Consider the following 20,431-nt stretch of genomic DNA (forward strand, 5'->3'; position numbering starts at 1 on the left):
GGCAGGACGTGAGACGCAGCCCGAAGGAAACCGAAGAAAGCGCCAGTGTCACCCATCGCCGCGCCCTGCTGATGGGCGGCGCGATGACCGCGATGTTTGCGGTGCTGGGCGCGCGGATGCGCTATCTTTCGGTGGATCAGGCCGATCAGTTCAAGCTGCTGGCCGAGGAAAACCGCATCTCGATCCGGCTGATCCCGCCCGCGCGCGGGTTGATTCAGGATCGCAACGGCAAGGTTCTGGCCGGGAATGAGCAGAATTACCGTGTGGTCATCACGCGCGAGGATGCCGGGGATGTGGACGCGGTTCTGGCCAAGCTTGCCCATATCATCCCGCTGAGCGCCGAAGATCTGGACCGCACCACCAAGGAGATGCGCCGCACCAGCCCCTTTGCCCCGATCACGGTGGCTGACCGGCTCAGCTGGGATGACATGTCAAAGGTGGCGCTGAACGCCCCGGCCCTGCCCGGCGTCTCGCCCGAGGTGGGCCTCAGCCGCCAATACCCGCGCGACACCGATTTCGCGCATGTGCTGGGCTATGTCGGCCCGGTGTCGGACCGCGATCTGGCCGAGCTGGAAAGCCCGGACCCGCTGCTGCGCATCCCCAAGTTCCAGATCGGCAAGATCGGGGTGGAGCGCTGGATGGAGGCCGAGCTGCGCGGCCGCGCCGGCACCCGCCGGATCGAGGTGAACGCCGTGGGCCGCGTCATGCGTGAGCTGGAGCGCGAAGAGGGCGATCCCGGCTCGGACGTGCGGCTGACCATCGATGCCGATGTGCAGAACTTCATACAGGCGCGGCTGGGCGATGAATCCGCCGCCGCCGTGGTGATGGATGTGACCAATGGCGATCTGATCGCCATTGTCTCGTCGCCCTCGTTCGACCCGAACCTGTTCGTGCGCGGCATCAGCCACACGGATTACAACAGCCTGATGGAAAACGACCACCGCCCCTTGGCCAACAAGACGGTGCAGGGCGTTTATCCACCGGGATCGACCTTCAAGATGATCACCGCGCTGGCCGCGCTTGAGGCCGGGCTGATCACCGTCAACACCAGCGTGCGCTGCCCCGGCCATCTGGAATTTGGCGGGCGGCGCTTTCACTGCTGGAAACGCGCAGGCCATGGGTCAGTGAACCTTGAAAAGTCGCTCGCCGAAAGCTGCGACGTTTATTATTACGACATCGCGCAGCGGGTCGGGATCGAGAAGATCGCCGAGATGGGCAAGCGATTTGGCCTTGGCATCCGCCACGATCTGCCGATGTCGGCGATTGCCGATGGCATCATGCCCAACCGCGCCTGGAAGCAGGAACGCCACAAGCAGGACTGGCGCATCGGCGACACCATCAACGCGAGCATCGGCCAAGGCTATGTTCTGGCCTCGCCCTTGCAGCTTGCGGTGATGACCGCGCGCATTGCAACAGGCCGCGCCGTGGTGCCGCGCCTCGTGCGCTCGATCGATGGCAAGGAGGTGCCGGTGGCCGAAGCGCCCGACATGGGCATTTCCGAAGAAATCATGCGCAAGATCCGGTCAGGCATGTATGCGGTGATGAACGGTGAACGCGGCACCGCCACCTCGTCCCGCATCGTGGATGACGCACTGGTCTGGGCGGGCAAGACCGGCACCAGCCAAGTGCGCAACATCACCGCCGCCGAACGGGCGCGCGGGGTGATTTCCAACGATCAGTTGCCGTGGAACCGGCGCGACCATGCGCTGTTCGTGGGCTATGCGCCCTACACCAACCCCCGCTATGCGGTGTCGGTGGTGGTGGAGCATGGCGGCGGCGGCTCCACCGCGGCGGCCCCCATCGCGCGCGACGCCATCCTGCGCGCGCTCAGCGACGGGCTACCCCCGCTCAGCGCCTATCCGTCCAGCCAGCGCAACCGCATCGCCTCGATGCTGGAAAAGCTGCCGCTGCGCGATGCCGAGGGCCGCGCCCCCGACACCTCGCGCGCCTGAGGAGCCGGGGCATGAGCTTTCTGGAATACCGCGTCAAATTCGTGCCCACCGGCCTGCGCAAGGTGCTGCATCTGAACTGGCCGCTGATCGTGCTGGTCACCGCCGTGTCGGCCGTGGGCTGGCTCGCGCTGTATTCGATCGCGGGCGGCCGGTTCGAGCCTTGGGCCGGGCGACAGATGCAGGTCTTTGCGCTGGGGATGGTGGTGATGATGTTCATCGCCTTCGTGCCGATCTGGTTCTGGCGCAACATGTCGCTGCTCGCCTATGGCGTTTCGGTGCTGCTGCTTTTGGTGGTGGAATTCTTCGGCACCATGGGGATGGGGGCGCAACGCTGGATCGAGGTGGGCGGCATGCGCCTGCAACCCTCGGAGCTGATGAAGGTCACGCTGGTGATGATGCTGGCGGCCTATTACGACTGGCTGGATGTCAAGAAAACCTCGCGGCTGTTCTGGGTGCTGATCCCGGTGGTGCTGACCGCGATCCCCACCGTTCTGGTGCTGATGCAGCCCAACCTTGGCACCGCGCTGATCCTGCTGATGATCGGAGGCACGGTGATGCTGCTCGCAGGCGTCAGCTGGTGGTATTTCGCGGTGGTGATCAGCGCGGTGGTCAGCGTGATCTGGGCGGTGATGGCCAGCCGGGGCACCGATTGGCAGCTGCTGCACGATTATCAGTTCCGCCGGATCGACACCTTTCTCGACCCCACCTCCGACCCGCTGGGCGCAGGCTATAACATCATTCAGGCGCAAATCGCGCTGGGATCAGGCGGCTGGAACGGCAAGGGCTTCATGCAAGGCACCCAAAGCCGCCTGAACTTCCTGCCCGAAAAGCACACCGACTTCATCTTCACCACGCTGGGCGAGGAATTCGGCTTTGTCGGGGTGCTCAGCCTTCTGGTGCTTTACGCGCTGATCCTGGTGTTCTGCTATGTCTCGGCCATGCAGAACAAGGACCGTTTCTCCTTGCTGCTGATTCTGGGCATCGCGGCCAACTTCTTCTTTTATCTCGCGATCAATCTGGCCATGGTGATGGGGCTGGCCCCGGTGGTCGGCATTCCGCTGCCTTTCCTGTCTTATGGCGGATCGGCGATGCTGGTGCTTTTGCTGGCCTTTGGCCTGATCCAAAGCGCCCATGTCCACAGACCGAGGTAGAACATGATCACCGTCCTTTTCGCCGCGCCCGCGCTGTGGGACGAATACCGTGACCCGCTGCCGCAAGCGCTCAAGTCGGCGGGGCTGCGCGCGCAGGTGGTGCTGGAGGCGGCCCCCGAGACGGTGGATTACATCGTCTACGCGCCCAGCGCGCCTTTGCAGGATTTCCGCCCCTTCACCCGGGCCAAGGCGGTGCTGTCGCTTTGGGCGGGGGTCGAGCGCATCGTGGGCAATCCCACGCTGACGCAGCCCTTGTGCCGGATGGTGGACCCCTCGCTGACCGAGGGCATGGTGGAATGGGTGGTGGGCCATGCCTTGCGTCATCATCTGGGCATGGACGCGCATATCGTGAACCCGAGCCACGCCTGGGTGCCCGACCCCGCCCCCCTCGCCCGCCACCGCCCCGTCACCGTGCTGGGTCTTGGCGCGCTAGGCACCGCCTGCGCACAGGCGCTGGCCGCACTGAACTTTCCGGTGACCGGCTGGAGCCGGTCGCCAAAATCGGTGCCGGGCCTGCGCTGCCTGTCAGGACCGGAGGGGCTGCGCGCAGCCCTGACCGGGGCGCAGATCGTGGTGACACTGCTGCCCCGCACGCCCGAGACAGAGAACACGCTGAACGCGGAAACCCTGGCGCTGCCCGCGCGCGGCGCCGTGATCCTGAACCCGGGCCGAGGCCCGCTGATCGACGATGACGCCTTGCTCGCCGCGCTCGACCAAGGCCAGATCGGCCATGCCACATTGGATGTGTTCCGGGTGGAACCCTTGCCGCAGGACCACCCGTTCTGGGCGCATCCCAAAGTCACCGTCACCCCCCATATCGCGGCTGATACCCGCGCGGATTCGGCGTCCGGGGTGATCGCGGAAAACATCCGCCGCGCCGAATCCGGCGCAGCGCTGCTGCACCGCGTCGACCGTGCCTTGGGCTACTGAGCCCGCAACTCCCCGCAGGATCCAATAGAGCGGCTGCGCCGCACTGTTTTTGTCTCGGCTCTGGCCTGCGGCCAACCGCCTCGGAAGAGGCGCTCCGCGCGGGGAGTATTTGAAAAAGGTGCAAGCCCGCAGCTCTCTTTGCAGCTTTCCCAAATACTCTGGGGTGAGCCGCCCCTCTTCGGGCGGCGAGGGGCGAAGCCCCTGATCCCCGAGACGGTTGGCCGCAGGCCAGAGCCGAGACAAAGACAACGCGGCGCAGCCGCTCTGTTAAAAGTCACTTACAGCTGGCCCGGCACCACCTGATCCGGGGGGCGGTGGCCGTCGGCGAAGGTCTTGATGTTCAGGATGACCTTTTCCCCCATTTCGATGCGGCCTTCGCGGGTGGCGCTCCCCATATGCGGCAGCAGCACCACATTGGGCAATTCGCGCAGGCGCGGGTTCACCTCATGCCCGTGTTCGAACACATCGAGCCCCGCCCCCGCCAGCTCGCCCGCGCGCAGGCCGCGCGTCAGGGCGTTTTCATCGATCACCTCCCCGCGCGAGGTGTTCACGATCACCGCCGTTGGCTTCATCAGCTTGAGCCGCCGCGCATTCATCAGGTGATAGGTCGACGGCGTGTGCGGGCAGTTGATGGACAGAATGTCCATCCGGCTGACCATCTGGTCCAGACTTTCCCACCAGGTGGCGTCCAGTTCGGCCTCGACATCGGGCCGCAGACGCTTGCGGTTGTTGTAATGCACCTGCATGCCAAAGGCGCGGGCGCGGCGCGCCACCGCCTGCCCGATGCGGCCCATGCCCAGAATGCCCAGCCGTTTGCCGCCCAGCCGCCCGCCCAGAAAGGCGGTGGGGGCCCAGCCTTCCCAGTCTCCGGCCTGCATCACCGCCAGACCTTCGGGGATCCGGCGCGTCACCGCCATGATCAGCGCCAGCGTCATGTCGGCGGTGTCTTCGGTCACCACGCCGGGGGTGTTCGACACCAGAATCCCGCGCTGGCGGGCGGTGGCCACATCAATGTGGTCGACCCCTGCCCCGTAATTGGCGATCAGCTTCAGCTTGTCGCCGGCCTGCCCGATCAGGGCGGCATCGATCTGATCGGTCACGCAAGGCACCAGCACATCTGCGCGGCGCATCGCCTGCGTCAGCTCCTCGCGTGACATCCGTGTATCGGGGTCGCGCAGCTCCACATCGAAGAGTTCCTTCATCCGTGTCTCGACCGGTTCCGGCAACCGTCGCGTGACTACAACACTCAGCCGTTGTGCGGGCATCTTCAGCCTCCCTGGACTTGATCTTGGCAGCTGCCTGAGGGCAAGGTGACGGCAACCGGCGCGGGGCACAAGACCCTAAGCAAGCAGATCCGGGGCGTTGAGTGTTTGCGGCCCGCCCGGGCCGCGCGATGGCAGAAGCAACAAACCGGGGCAACACCCGGCCACAGGAAGATGGTGAGCGGCATGCTGAAGGCGGTGGTTCTGGCCCCGGTTCTGGGCCTAGCCCTGATCGGGATGGTCTCGGACGCCGGGGCACAGACGGTGCGGCCCAAGCCGAATCCGGTGCTGATCGCAGCCCCGGCCCCGGTCGAGACCGCCCCCGAGGCGGGCGAGGAGGAAGATGCCGAAGCGCCTCTGACCGCGAGCGAAGCCACCGGCACACCGCCCGCCTCGCTGCCGCTGGGTCCGCCCGCGCCGCGCCCGGCACCGGTCGCTGCCCCTGCGCCGCGCGATCCCAACAAGGGGGCCGTCACCAACCTGCCGCTGCCGCGCTATGTCTCGCTCAAGTCCAGCGAAGGCAATGCCCGGCGCGGGCCGGGCCTGTCGCACCGGATCGATTGGGTGTTCACCCGGGTCGGCATGCCGCTCAAGGTCACGGCCGAACACGGCCATTGGCGCCGGGTCGAAGATGCCGAAGGGCTGGGCGGCTGGGTGCATTATGCGCTATTGTCGGGCGTGCGTTCGGTGATGGTGGCCGATGAGATGGCCACCTTCTACAGCCGCGCCGACACGGCCTCGCTCGAGGCGTTCAAGGCCGAGCGCGGCGTGGTCGCGCGGGTGATCACCTGCAAGGACGGCTGGTGCCGGGTTTCGGTCGACACCCAGCGCGGCTGGACGCCGGTGTCGAGCCTCTGGGGTGTCACCGCCGATGAGGTGATCGACTGACCGGCCCGCAAAAGGCCACGCTCTTGGCTTGCGCTTGACCACGGTCTTGCTGTAGCGCATGCGACCTTTGACAGAAGAAGGAAGCGCAGATGGCATCCGATCAGACCCGGTTGAACTTGTCGGCGGGCGTGGCCTCGGTCTGTGTTGCGCTGGTGCTGGTGGTGCTCAAGCTCTGGGCGCTGGGGCAGACCGGGGCGCTGTCGGTCGCGGCCTCTTTGGCGGACAGTGCGATGGACCTGATGGTCAGCCTGATGGCGATGGCGGCCATTCTCTATGCGGCCAAGCCCGCCGATGAAGACCATGCCTTTGGCCATACCTCGGCCGAGGATCTGGCCTCGCTGGGGCAAGCGCTGTTCATTCTGGTCTCGGCCGGGGTGATTGCGGTGGCCTCTGTGCAGCGGCTGCTGGCCCCAGAGCCAGAAGCGCTGTCGCGCGAAGGCGTGGGCATGGGCGTGATGGCGATCTCTATCGTGCTCACGCTGGCGCTGGTGATGTGGCAGGGTCGGGTGGCGCGGCGCACCGGCAACAAGGTGGTGGCGGCCGACCGGCTGCATTATCTGGGCGATCTGTTGCCCAACATCGGGGCCATTGCGTCGCTCTGGGCCTCCCGTGCCTTCGGGCTCACGGCGGTGGACTCGGTGGTGGCGCTTGCGGCGGCAGGGATGCTGGCCTTGGGGGCGCTTCGGATCGGGCGCGACGCCTTTCACGCGCTGATGGACCGGCGTGCCGATCCGTCGGTGATCGCGGGGATCGAGGCGATTGCCCGCGACTGGCCCGGGGTGCAGGGCTTTCACGACATCAAGACCCGGATGGCAGGGAGCCGCATCTTCGTGCAGATCCATATCGAGCTCGACGGTCATCTGCCGTTGCGGCAGGCGCATGACATCGGCGCCGCCCTGCGCCGCGCGATCCTCGAGGCCTATCCGCAGGCCGATGTCATCGTGCACAAAGACGTCAGCGCCGCGTCGGAGCAGCAGCCAAACGCGAAATGAGTCTGCCACAGCGGTGAAACAGGATTCCCTCTTGCTTGGGATTGTCCTATGCTCGGGTGATTATACAAGCGTATAACAAGGGAGAGCCATGGCCGAAGACCGCCGCCCATATCGCCGCGAGTCGCAGGAAAGCCGACGGGAGGCGCTGATCACGGCCGCGCTGGAGCTGATGGCGGAAGGCGGAGCACAGGCCGCCACGGTGCGGGCCATTGCCGACCGGGCCGGAATCACCCCGGGACTGATCCGGCATTACTTCCAGACCAAGGACGATCTGACCCGCGCCGCCTATGCCGCCTTGATGGAGCGCATGGCCGAACAAAGCCTGCGCGCCACGCTGACCGCGCCCGATGATCCGGCGGCGCGGTTGGCGGCCTTTGTTGCGGCAAGCCTGCGCCCGCCGGTGATGACCGGCGATCGCGTCCGGCTTTGGGCGGGATTTCTGCATCTGGTGCAGCGCGATCCCATGATGCGCGCGGTGCATGAGGCCACCTATCTGGGCTATCGCAACCGGCTACAGGCCCTGATTCAAACGCTGCCCGGCAAGGGCGATCCTGTGCAGGCCCGGGCGCTGGCCATCGCCTGCAATGCCGTGATCGACGGGCTGTGGCTGGAAGGTGGCACCCTGCCCGAAGGCTTTGCCCCGCAAGAGCTGGAGCAGATCGGCCTTCAGGCGATCGCGGCGATCTTGGGCACCGCCCTGCCCCCCACACAGACCACAGATGAGGCACCATGAAATACGCGGATGTTCTGGACGATCTGGCGGGGCTGGGAGGCGCCAAATGGGGGGTCCATCTGCGGGCGCGCGCGCTCAAGGCCGAAGGGCGGCAGGTGCTGGAGCTGACAATCGGCGAGCCGGACACCCCACCCCCGAAGCGCCTGATGGAAGTGGCGGAGGCTGCGCTGGCCGCCGGACGCACCGGCTATTCCAACGGCCGGGGGGAATCGGGGCTTCTGCAGGCGCTGGCCGCGCGCTACAGCACGCGGCGCGGGCGCGTCTTTACCCCCGATCAGTTCCTGTGCCTGCCCGGCACGCAAACCGTGCTCTATCTGGTCTTGCGGGCCTTGGCAGGCCCCGGCGACGAGGTGCTGGTGGGCGATCCGATGTATGCCACCTATGAAGGGGTGATCCGCGCCAGTGGTGCCCGCATGGTGCCGGTGCCCTTGCGCCCCGAGCATGGGTTCCGCATGCAAGCGGAAGATGTGGCGGCGCGCATCACGCCGCGCAGCCGGGTGCTGTTCCTGAACACCCCTCACAATCCCACCGGCGCGGTGCTGCGCCCCGACGACATCGCCGCCTTGGGGGCGGTGGCGCGGGCGCATGATCTGTGGGTCCTGTCGGATGAAGTGTATGAAGAGCTGGTGTTTGAAGGCACTGCGTTTCACTCGCCACTCTCTGACCCGGATCTGGCCGAGCGGGTGATTGCGGCGGCCTCGATTTCCAAATCCCATGCGGCCCCCGGCTTTCGTTCGGGCTGGTGTGCCGGGCCTGCCGCCTTTGTTGCGCGCGCCTTGCCGCTGGCCGAAACCATGCTGTTCGGCAACCAGCCCTTTCTGGCCGATGCCACGGCGGATGCGATCACCGCCCCCTCGCCCGTCGCGGGGGGAATGGCGGCCCGCTATGCCGCCCGCGCCGCGCGGCTGGCGGAGGCGTTGGACGGGGTGGCCGGGCTGCGCGTCCATCGCCCCGATGCGGGCATGTTTGCGCTGCTGGACGTGCGCGCGCAGGGGTTGGACGGCGAGGCCTTTGCGCTGGCCCTGCTCGAGGCCGAAGGCGTGGCCTGCATGCCGGGCGAAAGCTTTGGCTCTGGCTTGGCGGGCTGGCTGCGGATCAGTCTGACGCAGCCCGATGCGGTGATGGACGAAGCGGCGGCGCGCATCGCGCGCTTTGCACAAGGGCGGAGGTAAGGCCATGGCAACGGTGGGCATGCGCTTGGTGGAAGGTCTGGCGGCGCGCGGGGTGGAGGTGGTGTTCGGAATTCCGGGTGTCCATACGGTGGAGTTGTACCGCGGTCTGGCCGGATCGGGGCTGCGTCATGTGACCCCCCGGCACGAGCAAGGCGCCGCCTTCATGGCCGATGGCTATGCGCGGGTGACCGGGCGGCCCGGCGTGGCCTTCGTGATCACCGGGCCGGGGCTCACCAATGCACTCACCGCAATGGCACAGGCGCGCGCCGATTCGGTTCCGATGCTGGTGGTGTCCGGCGTCAACCGTCGCGACAGCTTGGGCAAGGGGCTGGGCCATCTGCATGAATTGCCCGATCAGGCGGGGATGGTGCGCGCGCTTTGCCCCAGCCTGCGCGTCACCGCGCCCGAGATGCTGGGCCCGGTGCTCGACCGCGCTTTTGACCTGATGCTGGGGGGCCGCCCCGGCCCGGTGCATATCGAGGTGCCGACCGATGTGATGGCGCTGGAGGCCGCCGCCTTGCCGCCGCCCGCCGCCGTGCCGCGCCGCGCGCCAGAGGCCGAAGGACTGGCTCAGGCCGTAGCGCGGCTGGATGCGGCGGCGCGGGTGGTGATCCTTGCGGGCGGCGGCGCGCGGGCGGCAGGCCCGGCCTTGCGCGCGCTGGCCGAGCGGCTGGACGCCCCGGTGGTGCAAACGGTGAACGCGCGCGGGCTGATGTTCGGCCATCCTTTGGGCGTGCCCGCCTCGCCCAGTCTGGACGCCGTGCGTGCGCTGATCGCCGAGGCCGATCAGGTGCTGGCGGTGGGCACGGAACTTGGCCCGACGGATTACGACATGTATCTGCGGGGCGGCTTTCCCGACCTGTCGGGGATGATCCGTGTGGACATCTGCCCCGCGCAACTGGCGCGGCACCCGGCGGCGTTGCGCATCACGGCAGAGGCGGATGCGGCGCTGACCGCCTTGGCCGGGGTGCGCGCAAGGCAAGCCGAGGGCGCGGCGCGCGCCGCCCGCTGCCGCGACGCGGCCCGCACGGAACTGGCGCAACTGCGCGCCGACATGCCCGCGCAGCTTGCCATCGTCGAGTCCCTGCGCGCCGCCGTGCCGGGGGCGATCTTTGTGGGCGACAGCACCCAGCCGATCTATGCGGCGAACCTGTTTTACGATCATGACCGCGCGGGAGGCTGGTTCAACGCGGCCACCGGCTATGGCGCCTTGGGCTTTGGCCCCGGCGCCGCCATCGGGGCCGCCTTGGGCGCGCCCGGCGTGCCGGTGGTCTGCCTGATCGGAGATGGCGGGCTACAATTCAGCGCCGCTGAATTGCGTTGCGCCTGTGATGAAGGCCTGCCCATCACCTTTGTCGTCTGGAACAACGCAGGCTATCGCGAGATCGCCGAAGCCATGGCGGGCGCGGGCGCCGAGGTCATTGGCTGCGACCCTTCTCCCCTTGCGCTCGCGCCTTTTGCTGCGGCCTGCGGCCTGCCGTTCTCCAGCCTGGCCCTTGATCCAGAGGGCTTGCGCAGCGCCCTGCGCGCCCCGCACAGCGGCCCCCGGCTCATCGAATTGCGCGTGCCGTGAAAGCTGCCATATCCTAAGCCATTGGTTTCATTGGCGCTATCCCATAACATCGCCGCGTTTTTGCCTAGCGCGGGGGTTTGGTCCATCTCAGGTCTCATCACAGCGGCGCTCTGCTCAGCCCCGCGATATCTGGGAAAGGAAACCCGATGTTCAGAACTGCAAAATCCACCGCGATTGCCACCGTCACCGCCCTTTCGCTTGCCCTGACCGCCGCTGCCCCGGCACAGGCGCTTGGCAAGAACGAGCGCAATTTCCTCAAGGGCGTGGCGGCCGCCGTCATCGTCGGCGCGCTCATCAACGAAGCGCAGGCCCGCAGCCCGCAGCCCGTGTATCGCCCCGCGCCGCAGCCGCAGCCGGTCTATCGCCCCGCGCCGCAGCCGCAGCACCCGCCGCATTACACCCGCCCGCGCCATGACCATCACCACAGCACAAGCGGCCGGGTGATCGGGTCGAACACCTCGGTCCATGCCACGGTGGCGGCGCAGTCCTTCAACAATTACACAGCCGCCGAGCGCCGCGCGATCCAAAGCCGCCTGCGCGCCTTTGGCTATTACACCGGCGCGGTGGATGCCTCCTTCGGCCCCGGCACCTATCGCGCGGTGCTGGCCTATGCCCGCGACACCGGCGGCGAGCGGCAGCTGGAAAGCCGTGCAGGGGCCTATGGCGTCTATGACAGCCTGATCTACTGATCCGGTCTGCGAACAGCGCCGTGCCCAACTGTCCCCCGTGGCACGGTGCTTTGGCGCCCCGGCCCGTCCCCGGCCGGGGCGTCCTCGTCCCCCCACCCCAGCCCGCCCCCTGTGGCCAATTGCAGACGCCTTTCTTTTTTGCCGGATTTTCCGCCAAGGATTGCACCCCGGCTTGCGTCTGACCTATCGTGATGCTGATGGAAACGCCGGATGAAACCCTTGCCTTAGCCGCTGCAAGCGGCGACAGCGCTGCCTTTGCGGCGCTGGTGACGCGGCATTACGACCGGATTTTCGCGCTTGGCTGGCGACTTACCGGCAGCAAGGCCGAGGCCGAGGATCTGGCGCAAGACATCTGCGCCGCCCTGCCCCACCGTCTGCGCGGCTGGCGGGCCGAGGCGCGCTTTACCACATGGCTTTATCGTGTGGTGGTGAATGCGGCGCATGACGCCCGCCGCCGCGCCGCCGTGCGCAACCGCGCCGCCGATGGCTGGGGCGATTGGGAAATCGCGCGGCAAGAGTCCATGGCGCAAGACCGCGCGGCGCAGGATTGGCTGAGTGAGTCGATGGGCCGCCTGCCCCCAGAACTGCGCGACACGGTGGCGCTGGTCTTGGGCGAAGACATGACACAGGCCGAAGCCGGGGCGGTGCTGGGTCTGTCCGAAGGCACCATCGCTTGGCGGATGTCCGAGGTGAAAAAACGGCTGCGCGCCATGGCCGCCGAGGAGGCACAGGCATGACCCGCGACCCCGAGCTTGACCGTCTGAAAGCCGCGCTGAAAGCGGCCCCCGCCAGCAGCCCCACAGCCCGGGCCGCCGCCTTGGCGCGCGCGATGGAAGCCTATGAAGACTCGGCCTTGTCACGCCAAGGACCGACGCCGCCGCTGCGGTCTGGCCCTGATCATCCGGTGAAAGCGGGCTTGGCAAAGGGCCTGACCAGATTGCTGAGCGTCTTCACGCTAAAGCCCATGCTGGCCGCCACCACGTCGGTGGCCGCGCTGGCCGTGGGGCTCTTCGTGGTGCTGCCGCAAGGCGAAGCCCCACCTGCCCGGCGCAGCGCGCCGCCGGTGGCCGAGCCGATGACCGCAACCGGAGCCGAGGCCCCACTGGCTCGTCGCGCACCAGAGGCCGCGCAGGGCGGGGCCCAAGGCATCACGACGCAAGGCGCGGAGGCGGCCCCCATGGCAGCGCAAGCGCCCATGGCCGCGCCCGCCCCTCTGCCCGGGGCAAAGGCGCCTGCCGCCGCGGCCCCCGGCGCCCCCGAAGCGGCCCCGCTGACCTCGCGCAGCGCTCCGCTCGGCGATCTGGCCCCAGAAGCGCCTCTCGCAGACACTTCTGCCATGGACACCGCCGCGCCCGAGGGGATGGCCGCTTCCGACAGCGCGGCCGAGGTGTTTGCCAACAGCGCCAATGCCCGCGTGCAAAGCGTGGCCGAAGCCCCGGTCTCTGCGTTTCCCGTCGATGTCGATACGGCCTCGTATGCGCGCCTGCGCGACAGTCTGATCGCCGGAGCGCTGCCCCCGCCCGAGGCTGTGCGCATCGCGGAGATGGTGAACTATTTCCCCTATGCCTATCCGGCGCCCGAGGTGGGGGCGCCGCCCTTTCGCCCCAGTGTCTCGGTGATCCCCACCCCGTGGAATGCTGAGACGCGGTTGGTGCATATCGCGCTGCAAGGCCGCCTGCCCGAGGTGGCGGCACGCCCTCCGCTGAACCTTGTCTTCCTGATCGACACCTCGGACTCGATGGATGACCCGGCCAAACTGCCTTTGCTGCGGCAAGCGCTGGCCCTGATGCTGCCCGATCTGCGCCCCGAGGATCAGGTCGCCATCGTCACCTATGCCGGATCGTCGGGGGCGGTGCTGGCGCCCACCCCGGCCTCAGACCGCGGCACCATTCTCTCCGCGCTGAACCGGCTCGACGTCGGCGGCGCAACCAACGGGGCCGAAGGGTTGGCGCTGGCCTATCGGCTGGCCGAAGGCATGACCGCAAAGGGCGAGGTCAGCCGCGTGCTCTTGGCCACGGATGGCGATTTCAACCTTGGCGTGGACGATCCCGAGGGGCTGGCCGCCTATGTGGCACGCAAACGCGCTGCGGGTGTTGCGCTGTCCGTGCTGGGCTTTGGCCGCGACACGCGGGATGATGCCACCATGCAGGCGCTGGCGCAAAGCGGGAATGGCACCGCCACCACCATCGACACGCTGCAAGAAGCCCGCAAAGTGCTGGTGGATCAACTTTCGGGGGCGCTGTTCCCCATTGCCGATGACGTGAAGGTCGACGTGGAATGGAACCCCAGCCAAGTGGCGGAATACCGTCTGATCGGCTATGAGACGCGCGCGCCGCAAGGCGCGGACGTCAACGGTGGTGTTGACGCAGGCGAAATCGGCGCCGGTCATGCAGTGACAGCACTCTACGAGGTGACCGCCCCCGGCAGCCCCGCGCTTGTGAACACCCCGCTGCCCTCTGCCCCGGCACAGGCCACCACGGCTGAGACCGCGCAGAACACCGCTCAGGCCCCGGCGCAGGACACTGCCGAGCTGGGCGTTTTGCGCCTGCGCTACAAAGCCCCGCGCGAGTCGGTCAGCGCCTTGATCGAAGCGCCGATCCAAGCGCAGGATGTGCCCGCTGACCTGCTGCCCGAGGTCCGCTTTGCCGCCGCCATCGCGGGCTTTGGCCAATTGCTGCGCGGGGCGCCCGATCTGGGCAACTGGGGCTGGGATCAGGCCATCCGTCTGGCCGAGGCAAACCGGGGCGCAGACCCCTTTGGCTATCGGCTCGAGGCGGTGAGCCTGATGCGGCTGGCCCAATCCTTGGCGCAACAGACCCCGCCCGCCGCGCCTGCGCCCTGACGGGCGTCGTCGCTGGCAGCCATGAGCGCCGCAAGATGCGCGAAGCGGCCCCAAGACGCACACATCACACCGCAGAAAAAGGCCCGCCGGAGCATCCGGCGGGCCTTGGTGTCACGAATCGTGCGCGATCAGACCGTGGTGCTTTCCAGCGCCTTGGTTTCCAGATCGGCGGGGCGGCCAATCTCGATCCGGCGCGGCTTCAGCGCCTCCGGCGTTTCGCGGATCAGGTCGATGTGCAGCATCCCGTGCTCATGCGTCGCGCCGGTCACGCGCACATGATCGGCCAAGGCAAAGCGGCGTTCAAAGGCGCGGGTCGCGATGCCACGGTGCAGATAGGTTTTGCCCTCAGCCTCGGGTGCCTTGCGGGCGGTGACGTGCAAAGCGCCTTCTTTCACCTCAACCGAAAGCTCATCCGGAGTGAACCCGGCCACGGCCACCGAGATGCGATAGGCATCTTCTGCGGTCTTTTCGATGTTATAGGGGGGATAGGTTGGCTGGGCCACATCGGCCGACAGCGCGCGGTCCATCAGATCGGCAATGCGGTCGAAGCCGACGGTGGCACGATACAGCGGGGCAAGATCAAAGCTACGCATGGGTCATCCTTTTCAAAAGCGATGCGTCTATGTTGGCCCCCCGGTCAAGGGCGGGCCGTTCGGTCCTCCGGGCCCGTTGTGGCACCCGGATGCTCCCAAGGTAGGAAAGCCAAAACCGCCTTTCAAGAGCCGCACGCTGTGAGCCCAAAACGAACCTGACCGGTTCGGGGCCAAGACGAACCTAACCGGTTCGGGGCCAAAAACGAACCTGACCGGTTCAGGGCTTCACGAACTTGCCGCCCGACCCGCCCGACAGCACCCGCACATGGCTGGGCCGCAGCGACGATCCGCCCTCCGCCAGCTTGCCGCGCAAAAATGCGACATGATCGGCCAAGGGCGTGCCAAGGGACACCTTCTGCCCATCCACCTCGGCCTTGGCCGAAATCACCGAAACGATGCGCAGCGCCCCGTCGCGCAAGGAAAACACGGGCGCGCCCGATGAGCCGAAATCCACATCGCAAGACAGCACCAGCGTGTCGAACTCGGCCCCGCCCGGCTTGACCACCACACCTGCGCGCAAAATCGATTGCCGCCCCAGCACATGACAAACCTGCTGCAATGAAGGCGCCTCGGCGCGGTCTTGCGCGTAGGACACCACGCCCACCTCGTCGCCCGTCTGCGGACGGGCATCGGTGGCATAGGGGCGCACCGAGGGCAGGCGGATCGGCTGATCCAGTTGCAGCAGCGCCACGTCAAACGGCACCCGCTCGGCACTGTCATGCCCGCCATAGACATATTCCGGATGCGCCAGCGCCTTGCTCACCCCGCGATAGGCCGCTGCCCGCCCGTTGCGCCACCCCGCCAGAAACCGGATGTCGCGCACATCGATGCTGACGCCGCTGGTCTTGTCAAACAGGCAATGCGCCGCCGTCAGCACCAGATCCTCGGCGATCAGGGCACCGGTGCAAAACCCGCGATCCCCCAGATCAAGCCGCCCCACCGCCTCCCACCCGCGCGAGTCGTCGCCCGTCTGCAGGCTGCGCAGGCCCTTGTCCTGCGCCACAGCCGCCGTCGGCAGCAAAAAGCCCAATGTTGCAAAAGCGGAAACAGCAAGGATGCAGGCGCGCAGGTAACTCATGACAACTCCGTTCTCTGTCACAGGCCAATGCCAGCCGAGTTTGGCGGATTTGTGGCCATTCGCCCCGCCCCTGTCGCCGCCCCCCCCTGTCGCCGTCCTTCCGCACGGTCGCGCTGCGCCGAACGCCACGCTTGCCTGAATGCGGCAACAGGGATACCTTTTTCCTGCGTCACGCCATCGTTATCAACCAGTGAGGTTCCATGCGCAAATCCCTTTTTACAGCCGTTCCTTTGATGCTTGCCCTGTCGCTTCCCGCCGCAGCCGATCCCACCGTGGGCCTTGGCGTCACCTTCACATGGGGCGGGGGCCAGCGCGGCGACACCGGCATTGGCCTGCGGGTCTTCTCCGATGATGAACGCAAAAAATTCGTGGGCTCGCTCGGCGTCGATTATCTGCTGCGCGCGCAGCGCGTGCGCCCGAACGTCGGCTTCGCCTATCTGGCGTCGAAAAGCTATGTCGGCATGGACATCGGCTTCGGCGGCGAAGGCGTCGATGTGGGTGTGGGCCTTGGTGTGGCCAATACCCGCAAGAAAGCCAGCCCGGCACCCGAGATCATCGACGAAGGTCCGGATCCGGACATCGATTTTGAAACTCCCCCACCGGTGTAATCTCCCGCCCTTCAGCCCTGCGCGGTAAGCGCGCGGGGCTTTGGCCCGCCGGTCGCCCAATCCAGCAATTCCACCGTATGCACCACCGGCACCCCGGTGCCTGACCCGATCTGCATCATGCAGCCAATGTTTCCGGCCGCAATCACATCGGGCGCACGCGCTTCGAGCGTTTGCACCTTGCGCGCCTTCAGCTGCTGGCTGATCTCGGGCTGCAAGAGGTTATAGGTCCCCGCCGAGCCACAGCACAGATGGCTGTCCGCAGGCTCCACCACCGTGAACCCGGCCCGCTTGAGCAGATCCTTGGGCAGCGACTTGATCTGCTGACCATGCTGCAAACTGCACGCCGCGTGATAGGCCACCCGCATCCCCTTGGCCGCCCCTTCGGGCAGGCCCAGCCGCGTCACCACCTCCGACACATCCATCGCCAGCCCCGCCACCGTGGCCGCCTCCGCCGCCAAGGCCTCGTTGCGGAACATATGGCCGTAATCCTTCACCGTGGTGCCGCAGCCGCTGGTGTTGATCACGATGGCATCCAGACCCGCGCCGTTCTTCTCGGCCATCCAGGCGCGGATATTGGCCGCCGCCGAGGCATGGGATTGCTCGGCCTTGCCCATGTGATGCGTCAGCGCCCCGCAACAGCCCGCACCCTTCGCCACCACCACCTCGGCCCCCAGACGGCAGAGCAGCCGGATGGTGGCATCGTTGATATCGGTGTTCAGCGCCTTTTGCGCACAGCCCGTGAGCAGCGCCACCCGCATCCGCCGCGGCGCCGTGGCCGCAAACACCTGCGGGTCATCATTGCGGCTGACCGGCGGGATCGGCGCGGCCGCCATGTCCAGCATCGCCCGCAGCCGCGCATCCGGCACCAAGCGCCGGAACGGGCGCGCCAGCTTGGCCCCCAGCATCGCCACCCGGAACCGCATCGGATGCGGGATGATCCAAGCAAGCAGCCCCCGCAACATGCGGTCCATCAGCGGGCGCTTGTAGGTCGCCTCGATATAGTCCCGCGCGTGGTCCACCAGATGCATGTAATGCACGCCGCTCGGGCAGGTGGTCATGCAGGCAAGACAGGACAGGCAACGGTCGATATGCTTGACCGTCTGCGCATCGGCCGGGCGGCCTTGCTCCAGCATATCCTTGATCAGGTAAATCCGCCCGCGCGGACTGTCCAGCTCATCGCCCAGCACCTGATAGGTCGGGCAGGTCGCGGTGCAAAAGCCGCAATGCACACAGCTGCGCAGCACCTCATTGGCACGGGCAATCCCGGGGTCTTTCAACTGATCGGGGGTAAAGGTGGTCTGCATGTCAGGCGTCCATCAAGCCGGTGTTCAAAATGCCGCGCGGATCGAACTTGGCCCGCAGCCCGCGCGTCAGGGCCGCCACAGCGGGCGCCTCCGGTTGGAACGCGCCCGGCCCCGCGCCGCGCACCCGCGTTGCATGGCCTTGAAACGGCCCCAGCCGGCCCCGCAGGTCGCAGCCTTCAGCGCACAGCGCCCAGATCAGGCCGCCGCCCCAGTCGTACAGCACCGCCTCCGCCTCCATCCGCGCCACGATCTCCGGCGCCTCCGAAGGCTTTACCGACAGCCGCCACACATCGCCCGCGCGGTCCTGAAACGGCGCCACATCGCGGATTGCCGGCCAGCGTGCGGTGCCCGGCTCCACCTCCACCGCGCCAAAGCGCGCCAGATGCGCCCGCAACCGCTCCGCCCGATAGGCGACCGAGGCCGAGAATCCTTCGATCCGCAGGAACGTCCCCTCCCCCGGCCAATGCGCCGCGCCGTTCACCTCAAAGGGCGATCCCAGCGCCGCCGCCATCGCCGCCACCGCCTGCTGGTCCGACAGGCCGTGCAAGATCAACGTGGCCCCCGCCTCCGGGACCGGAAGCAGCTTGAAACTCACCTCGCTCAGCACGCCCAAGGTGCCCCAAGACCCGGCCATCAGCTTGACCAGATCATAGCCGGTGACATTCTTCATCACCCGCCCGCCGTTCTTGATCACCGTCCCCGCGCCATCGACAAAGCGCACCCCGATCAAGCTGTCCCGGCAGGCCCCCACCTGCACGCGGCGCGGCCCGCTGGCATTGGCGGCCACCACACCGCCCAGGGTGCTCTCCCCCTGGCGCCCCAAGAGCCCGCGCAGATCCGGCACCTCGAAAGCCAGCCGCTGCCCTTGGGCCGCCAACAGCGCCTCCACCTCCGAAAGCCGCGTGCCCGCCCGCGCCACAAGCGTCAGCGCGCCCGGCTCATAAAGCGCCACGCCCGAGAGGCCCGAACAGTCCAGAACCGCGCCCGGAGCTTCGCCGATCCCCCGCGTGCCGCCCCCCCGCACCACCATCGGCCCCGTGGCCGCGGCTATGATCTCGGCCAGTTCGGCCTCTGTCGCAGGACGCATTCCCTGCCCTTTCATCTGTTCATAAATATCCCGGGGTCTGGGGCAGAGCCCCAGTCCTCCGGCTCAGGCCGCGCGGCGGCTGGCGGTCACGGAAAGCGGGAACACCTTGGCCGGGTTCAACAGCCATTTCGGATCAAACACATCCTTGACCTTCAGCTGCGCCTCCAGATCCTCGGGCGCGAATTGCACCCCCATCAGATCGCGCTTTTCAATCCCCACCCCATGCTCGCCGGTCAGGCACCCGCCCACCTCGACGCACAGCCGCAGGATATCGGCCCCCAGCGCCTCGCAGCGCTCCAGATCGCCCGGCTTGTTGGCGTCAAACAGGATCAGCGGGTGCATGTTGCCGTCCCCGGCATGAAACACATTCGCCACATCCAGCCCGATCGCGCGGCTCATCTCGCCGATCCGGCGCAGCACATAAGGCAGGCTCGACACCGGGATCGTGCCATCCAGACACATGTAATCGTTGATCTGCCCCATCGCGCCAAAGGCCGACTTCCGGCCCAGCCAGATGCGCTTGGCCTGATCCTCATCCGCCGCCTCGCGGAACTCCACCGGGTCATGGCGCAGCGCGATCGCCTTGATCAGCGCCAGCTGTTCGTCAATTTCGGCAGGGCTGCCTTCCACCTCGACAATCAGCAAGGCCTCGCACATCGGATAGCCCGCCTTGGCAAAGGCCTCGGTCGCCTCGATACAAGGACGGTCCATGAATTCGATCGCGACGGGCAGCACGCCCGCCTTGATGATGTCGGACACGCATTCCCCCGCCACCTCATTGCTGTTGAACCCCACCAGCACCGGGCGCGCGCCTTCGGGCTTGGGCAGGATGCGCAAGGTGGCTTCCGTCACCACGCCCAACTGCCCCTCGCTGCCGCAGATCACGCCCAAAAGATCCAAGCCCCCCGCATCCAGATAGGGCCCGCCGATCTCGACCACGGTGCCATCCATCTGCACCAGCGTGACGCCCAACAGGTTGTTCGTCGTCACCCCGTATTTCAGACAATGCGCCCCGCCCGAATTCATCGCGATGTTCCCCGCGATCGCGCAGGCCAGCTGGCTGGACGGATCGGGCGCATAGAAGAACCCATCCGCCTCCACCGCGCCCGTCACACTCAGATTGGTGCGCCCCGTCTGCACCCGGATGAAGCGGTTGTCATAATCACAGTCCAGCACGGCCGTCATCCGCGCCACCCCCAGCACCACGCAATCGGCGGTGGGCAAGGCCCCGCCCGCAAGGCTGGTCCCCGATCCGCGCGGCACCACCGGCACGCCTTCGGCATGGCACAGCCGCAGCACCGCCGCCACTTCTTCGGTCGAGCGCGGCAGCACCACCACCAAGGGCGGGCAGCGATAGGCGGTCAGCGCATCGCATTCATAGGCGCGTGTCTCGGCCTCGTCCCAGATCACCGCATCGGCGGGCAAAATCTGGCGCAGGCCCGCCACGATGCGCGCCTTGGCGCCAAGAACCATGCTGTCGGGCAGCGGCATTTCCATCGGCAGACCTCGATCCGAAACCTCTCTTCCGCGCAGAGTAGCGCAGAAATTGGTCAAGTGAAATAACCAATTTTCAACAA

The 20,431-nt window shown here is 67.2% G+C and carries 18 protein-coding genes; 12 read left to right on the forward strand and 6 right to left on the reverse strand.

Annotation, left to right across the window (positions count from 1 at the left end):
• Nucleotides 1-8 precede the first annotated feature (8 nt).
• From mrdA to CUR21_RS12025, 3 genes are read left to right on the forward strand one after another with little or no spacing between them, the layout of a single operon-like run.
• A complete protein-coding gene (gene mrdA, locus CUR21_RS12015; protein ID WP_100197252.1) occupies nt 9-1,952 on the forward strand; it encodes a penicillin-binding protein 2 in 1,944 nt (647 codons plus the stop codon).
• An 11-nt stretch (nt 1,953-1,963) separates the two neighbouring features.
• Nucleotides 1,964-3,103, forward strand: coding sequence for a rod shape-determining protein RodA (gene rodA, locus CUR21_RS12020; protein WP_100197253.1), 1,140 nt, complete (start codon nt 1,964-1,966; stop codon nt 3,101-3,103).
• 3 nt (nt 3,104-3,106) lie between these two features.
• Nucleotides 3,107-4,033 (forward strand): glyoxylate/hydroxypyruvate reductase A, encoded by a 927-nt coding sequence (locus CUR21_RS12025; protein WP_100197254.1) that lies wholly within the window; start codon nt 3,107-3,109, stop codon nt 4,031-4,033.
• Nucleotides 4,034-4,311: 278 nt separating this feature from the next.
• Here CUR21_RS12025 and CUR21_RS12030 read toward each other — a convergent pair whose 3' ends face one another.
• Complete coding sequence (locus CUR21_RS12030) at nt 4,312-5,298, reverse strand: D-glycerate dehydrogenase (protein WP_100197255.1); 987 nt, start codon at nt 5,296-5,298, stop codon at nt 4,312-4,314.
• 183 nt (nt 5,299-5,481) lie between these two features.
• On the opposite strand from CUR21_RS12030, the gene CUR21_RS12035 reads away from it, so the two are divergent.
• The 8 genes from CUR21_RS12035 to CUR21_RS12070 all read left to right on the forward strand — a co-directional run bounded on the left by CUR21_RS12035 (nt 5,482) and on the right by CUR21_RS12070 (nt 14,184).
• Nucleotides 5,482-6,183 (forward strand): SH3 domain-containing protein, encoded by a 702-nt coding sequence (locus CUR21_RS12035; protein ID WP_232622770.1) that lies wholly within the window; start codon nt 5,482-5,484, stop codon nt 6,181-6,183.
• A gap of 89 nt (nt 6,184-6,272) precedes the next feature.
• Nucleotides 6,273-7,175 (forward strand): cation diffusion facilitator family transporter, encoded by a 903-nt coding sequence (locus CUR21_RS12040; protein ID WP_100197256.1) that lies wholly within the window; start codon nt 6,273-6,275, stop codon nt 7,173-7,175.
• Between the two features lie 88 nt (nt 7,176-7,263).
• A complete protein-coding gene (locus CUR21_RS12045) occupies nt 7,264-7,908 on the forward strand; it encodes a TetR/AcrR family transcriptional regulator (protein WP_100197257.1) in 645 nt (214 codons plus the stop codon).
• Nucleotides 7,905-9,080 (forward strand): pyridoxal phosphate-dependent aminotransferase, encoded by a 1,176-nt coding sequence (locus CUR21_RS12050; protein WP_100197258.1) that lies wholly within the window; start codon nt 7,905-7,907, stop codon nt 9,078-9,080. Before CUR21_RS12045 ends, CUR21_RS12050 begins: the two co-directional genes overlap by 4 nt.
• A 4-nt stretch (nt 9,081-9,084) precedes the next feature.
• Complete coding sequence (locus tag CUR21_RS12055; protein ID WP_100197259.1) at nt 9,085-10,653, forward strand: 5-guanidino-2-oxopentanoate decarboxylase; 1,569 nt, start codon at nt 9,085-9,087, stop codon at nt 10,651-10,653.
• Nucleotides 10,654-10,799: 146 nt separating this feature from the next.
• Nucleotides 10,800-11,342, forward strand: coding sequence for a peptidoglycan-binding protein (locus CUR21_RS12060; RefSeq protein ID WP_100197260.1), 543 nt, complete (start codon nt 10,800-10,802; stop codon nt 11,340-11,342).
• A 197-nt stretch (nt 11,343-11,539) separates the two neighbouring features.
• Entirely contained in the window at nt 11,540-12,079 is a 540-nt protein-coding gene (locus CUR21_RS12065) for an RNA polymerase sigma factor (RefSeq protein WP_100197533.1), read from the forward strand.
• On the forward strand, nt 12,076-14,184 hold the full coding sequence (locus tag CUR21_RS12070) for a von Willebrand factor type A domain-containing protein (RefSeq protein ID WP_100197261.1): 2,109 nt from the start codon (nt 12,076-12,078) through the stop codon (nt 14,182-14,184). The genes CUR21_RS12065 and CUR21_RS12070 overlap by 4 nt, the downstream gene beginning before the upstream one ends.
• 128 nt (nt 14,185-14,312) lie before the next feature.
• On the opposite strand, the gene CUR21_RS12075 is transcribed toward CUR21_RS12070, so the two are convergent.
• Nucleotides 14,313-14,777 (reverse strand): Hsp20 family protein, encoded by a 465-nt coding sequence (locus tag CUR21_RS12075; protein ID WP_100197262.1) that lies wholly within the window; start codon nt 14,775-14,777, stop codon nt 14,313-14,315.
• Nucleotides 14,778-14,994: 217 nt separating this feature from the next.
• Nucleotides 14,995-15,855, reverse strand: coding sequence for a serine protease (locus CUR21_RS12080; RefSeq protein ID WP_100197263.1), 861 nt, complete (start codon nt 15,853-15,855; stop codon nt 14,995-14,997).
• A gap of 200 nt (nt 15,856-16,055) precedes the next feature.
• Between CUR21_RS12080 and CUR21_RS12085 the strand changes: the two genes are divergently transcribed.
• Entirely contained in the window at nt 16,056-16,463 is a 408-nt protein-coding gene (locus tag CUR21_RS12085) for a hypothetical protein (RefSeq protein ID WP_100197264.1), read from the forward strand.
• 11 nt (nt 16,464-16,474) lie between these two features.
• Here CUR21_RS12085 and glcF read toward each other — a convergent pair whose 3' ends face one another.
• The 3 genes from glcF to CUR21_RS12100 form a co-directional block, all read right to left on the reverse strand.
• Nucleotides 16,475-17,767: a glycolate oxidase subunit GlcF gene (glcF, locus tag CUR21_RS12090; RefSeq protein ID WP_100197265.1), complete on the reverse strand. Its 1,293-nt coding sequence runs from the start codon at nt 17,765-17,767 to the stop codon at nt 16,475-16,477.
• Nucleotide 17,768: 1 nt separating this feature from the next.
• Nucleotides 17,769-18,854: an FAD-binding protein gene (locus CUR21_RS12095; protein WP_100197266.1), complete on the reverse strand. Its 1,086-nt coding sequence runs from the start codon at nt 18,852-18,854 to the stop codon at nt 17,769-17,771.
• A 63-nt stretch (nt 18,855-18,917) separates the two neighbouring features.
• Nucleotides 18,918-20,351, reverse strand: coding sequence for an FAD-linked oxidase C-terminal domain-containing protein (locus CUR21_RS12100; protein ID WP_100197267.1), 1,434 nt, complete (start codon nt 20,349-20,351; stop codon nt 18,918-18,920).
• Nucleotides 20,352-20,431 lie beyond the last annotated feature (80 nt).

It is taken from the genome of Pseudorhodobacter sp. MZDSW-24AT (genome assembly GCF_002794355.1).
GTDB lineage: Bacteria > Pseudomonadota > Alphaproteobacteria > Rhodobacterales > Rhodobacteraceae > Pseudotabrizicola.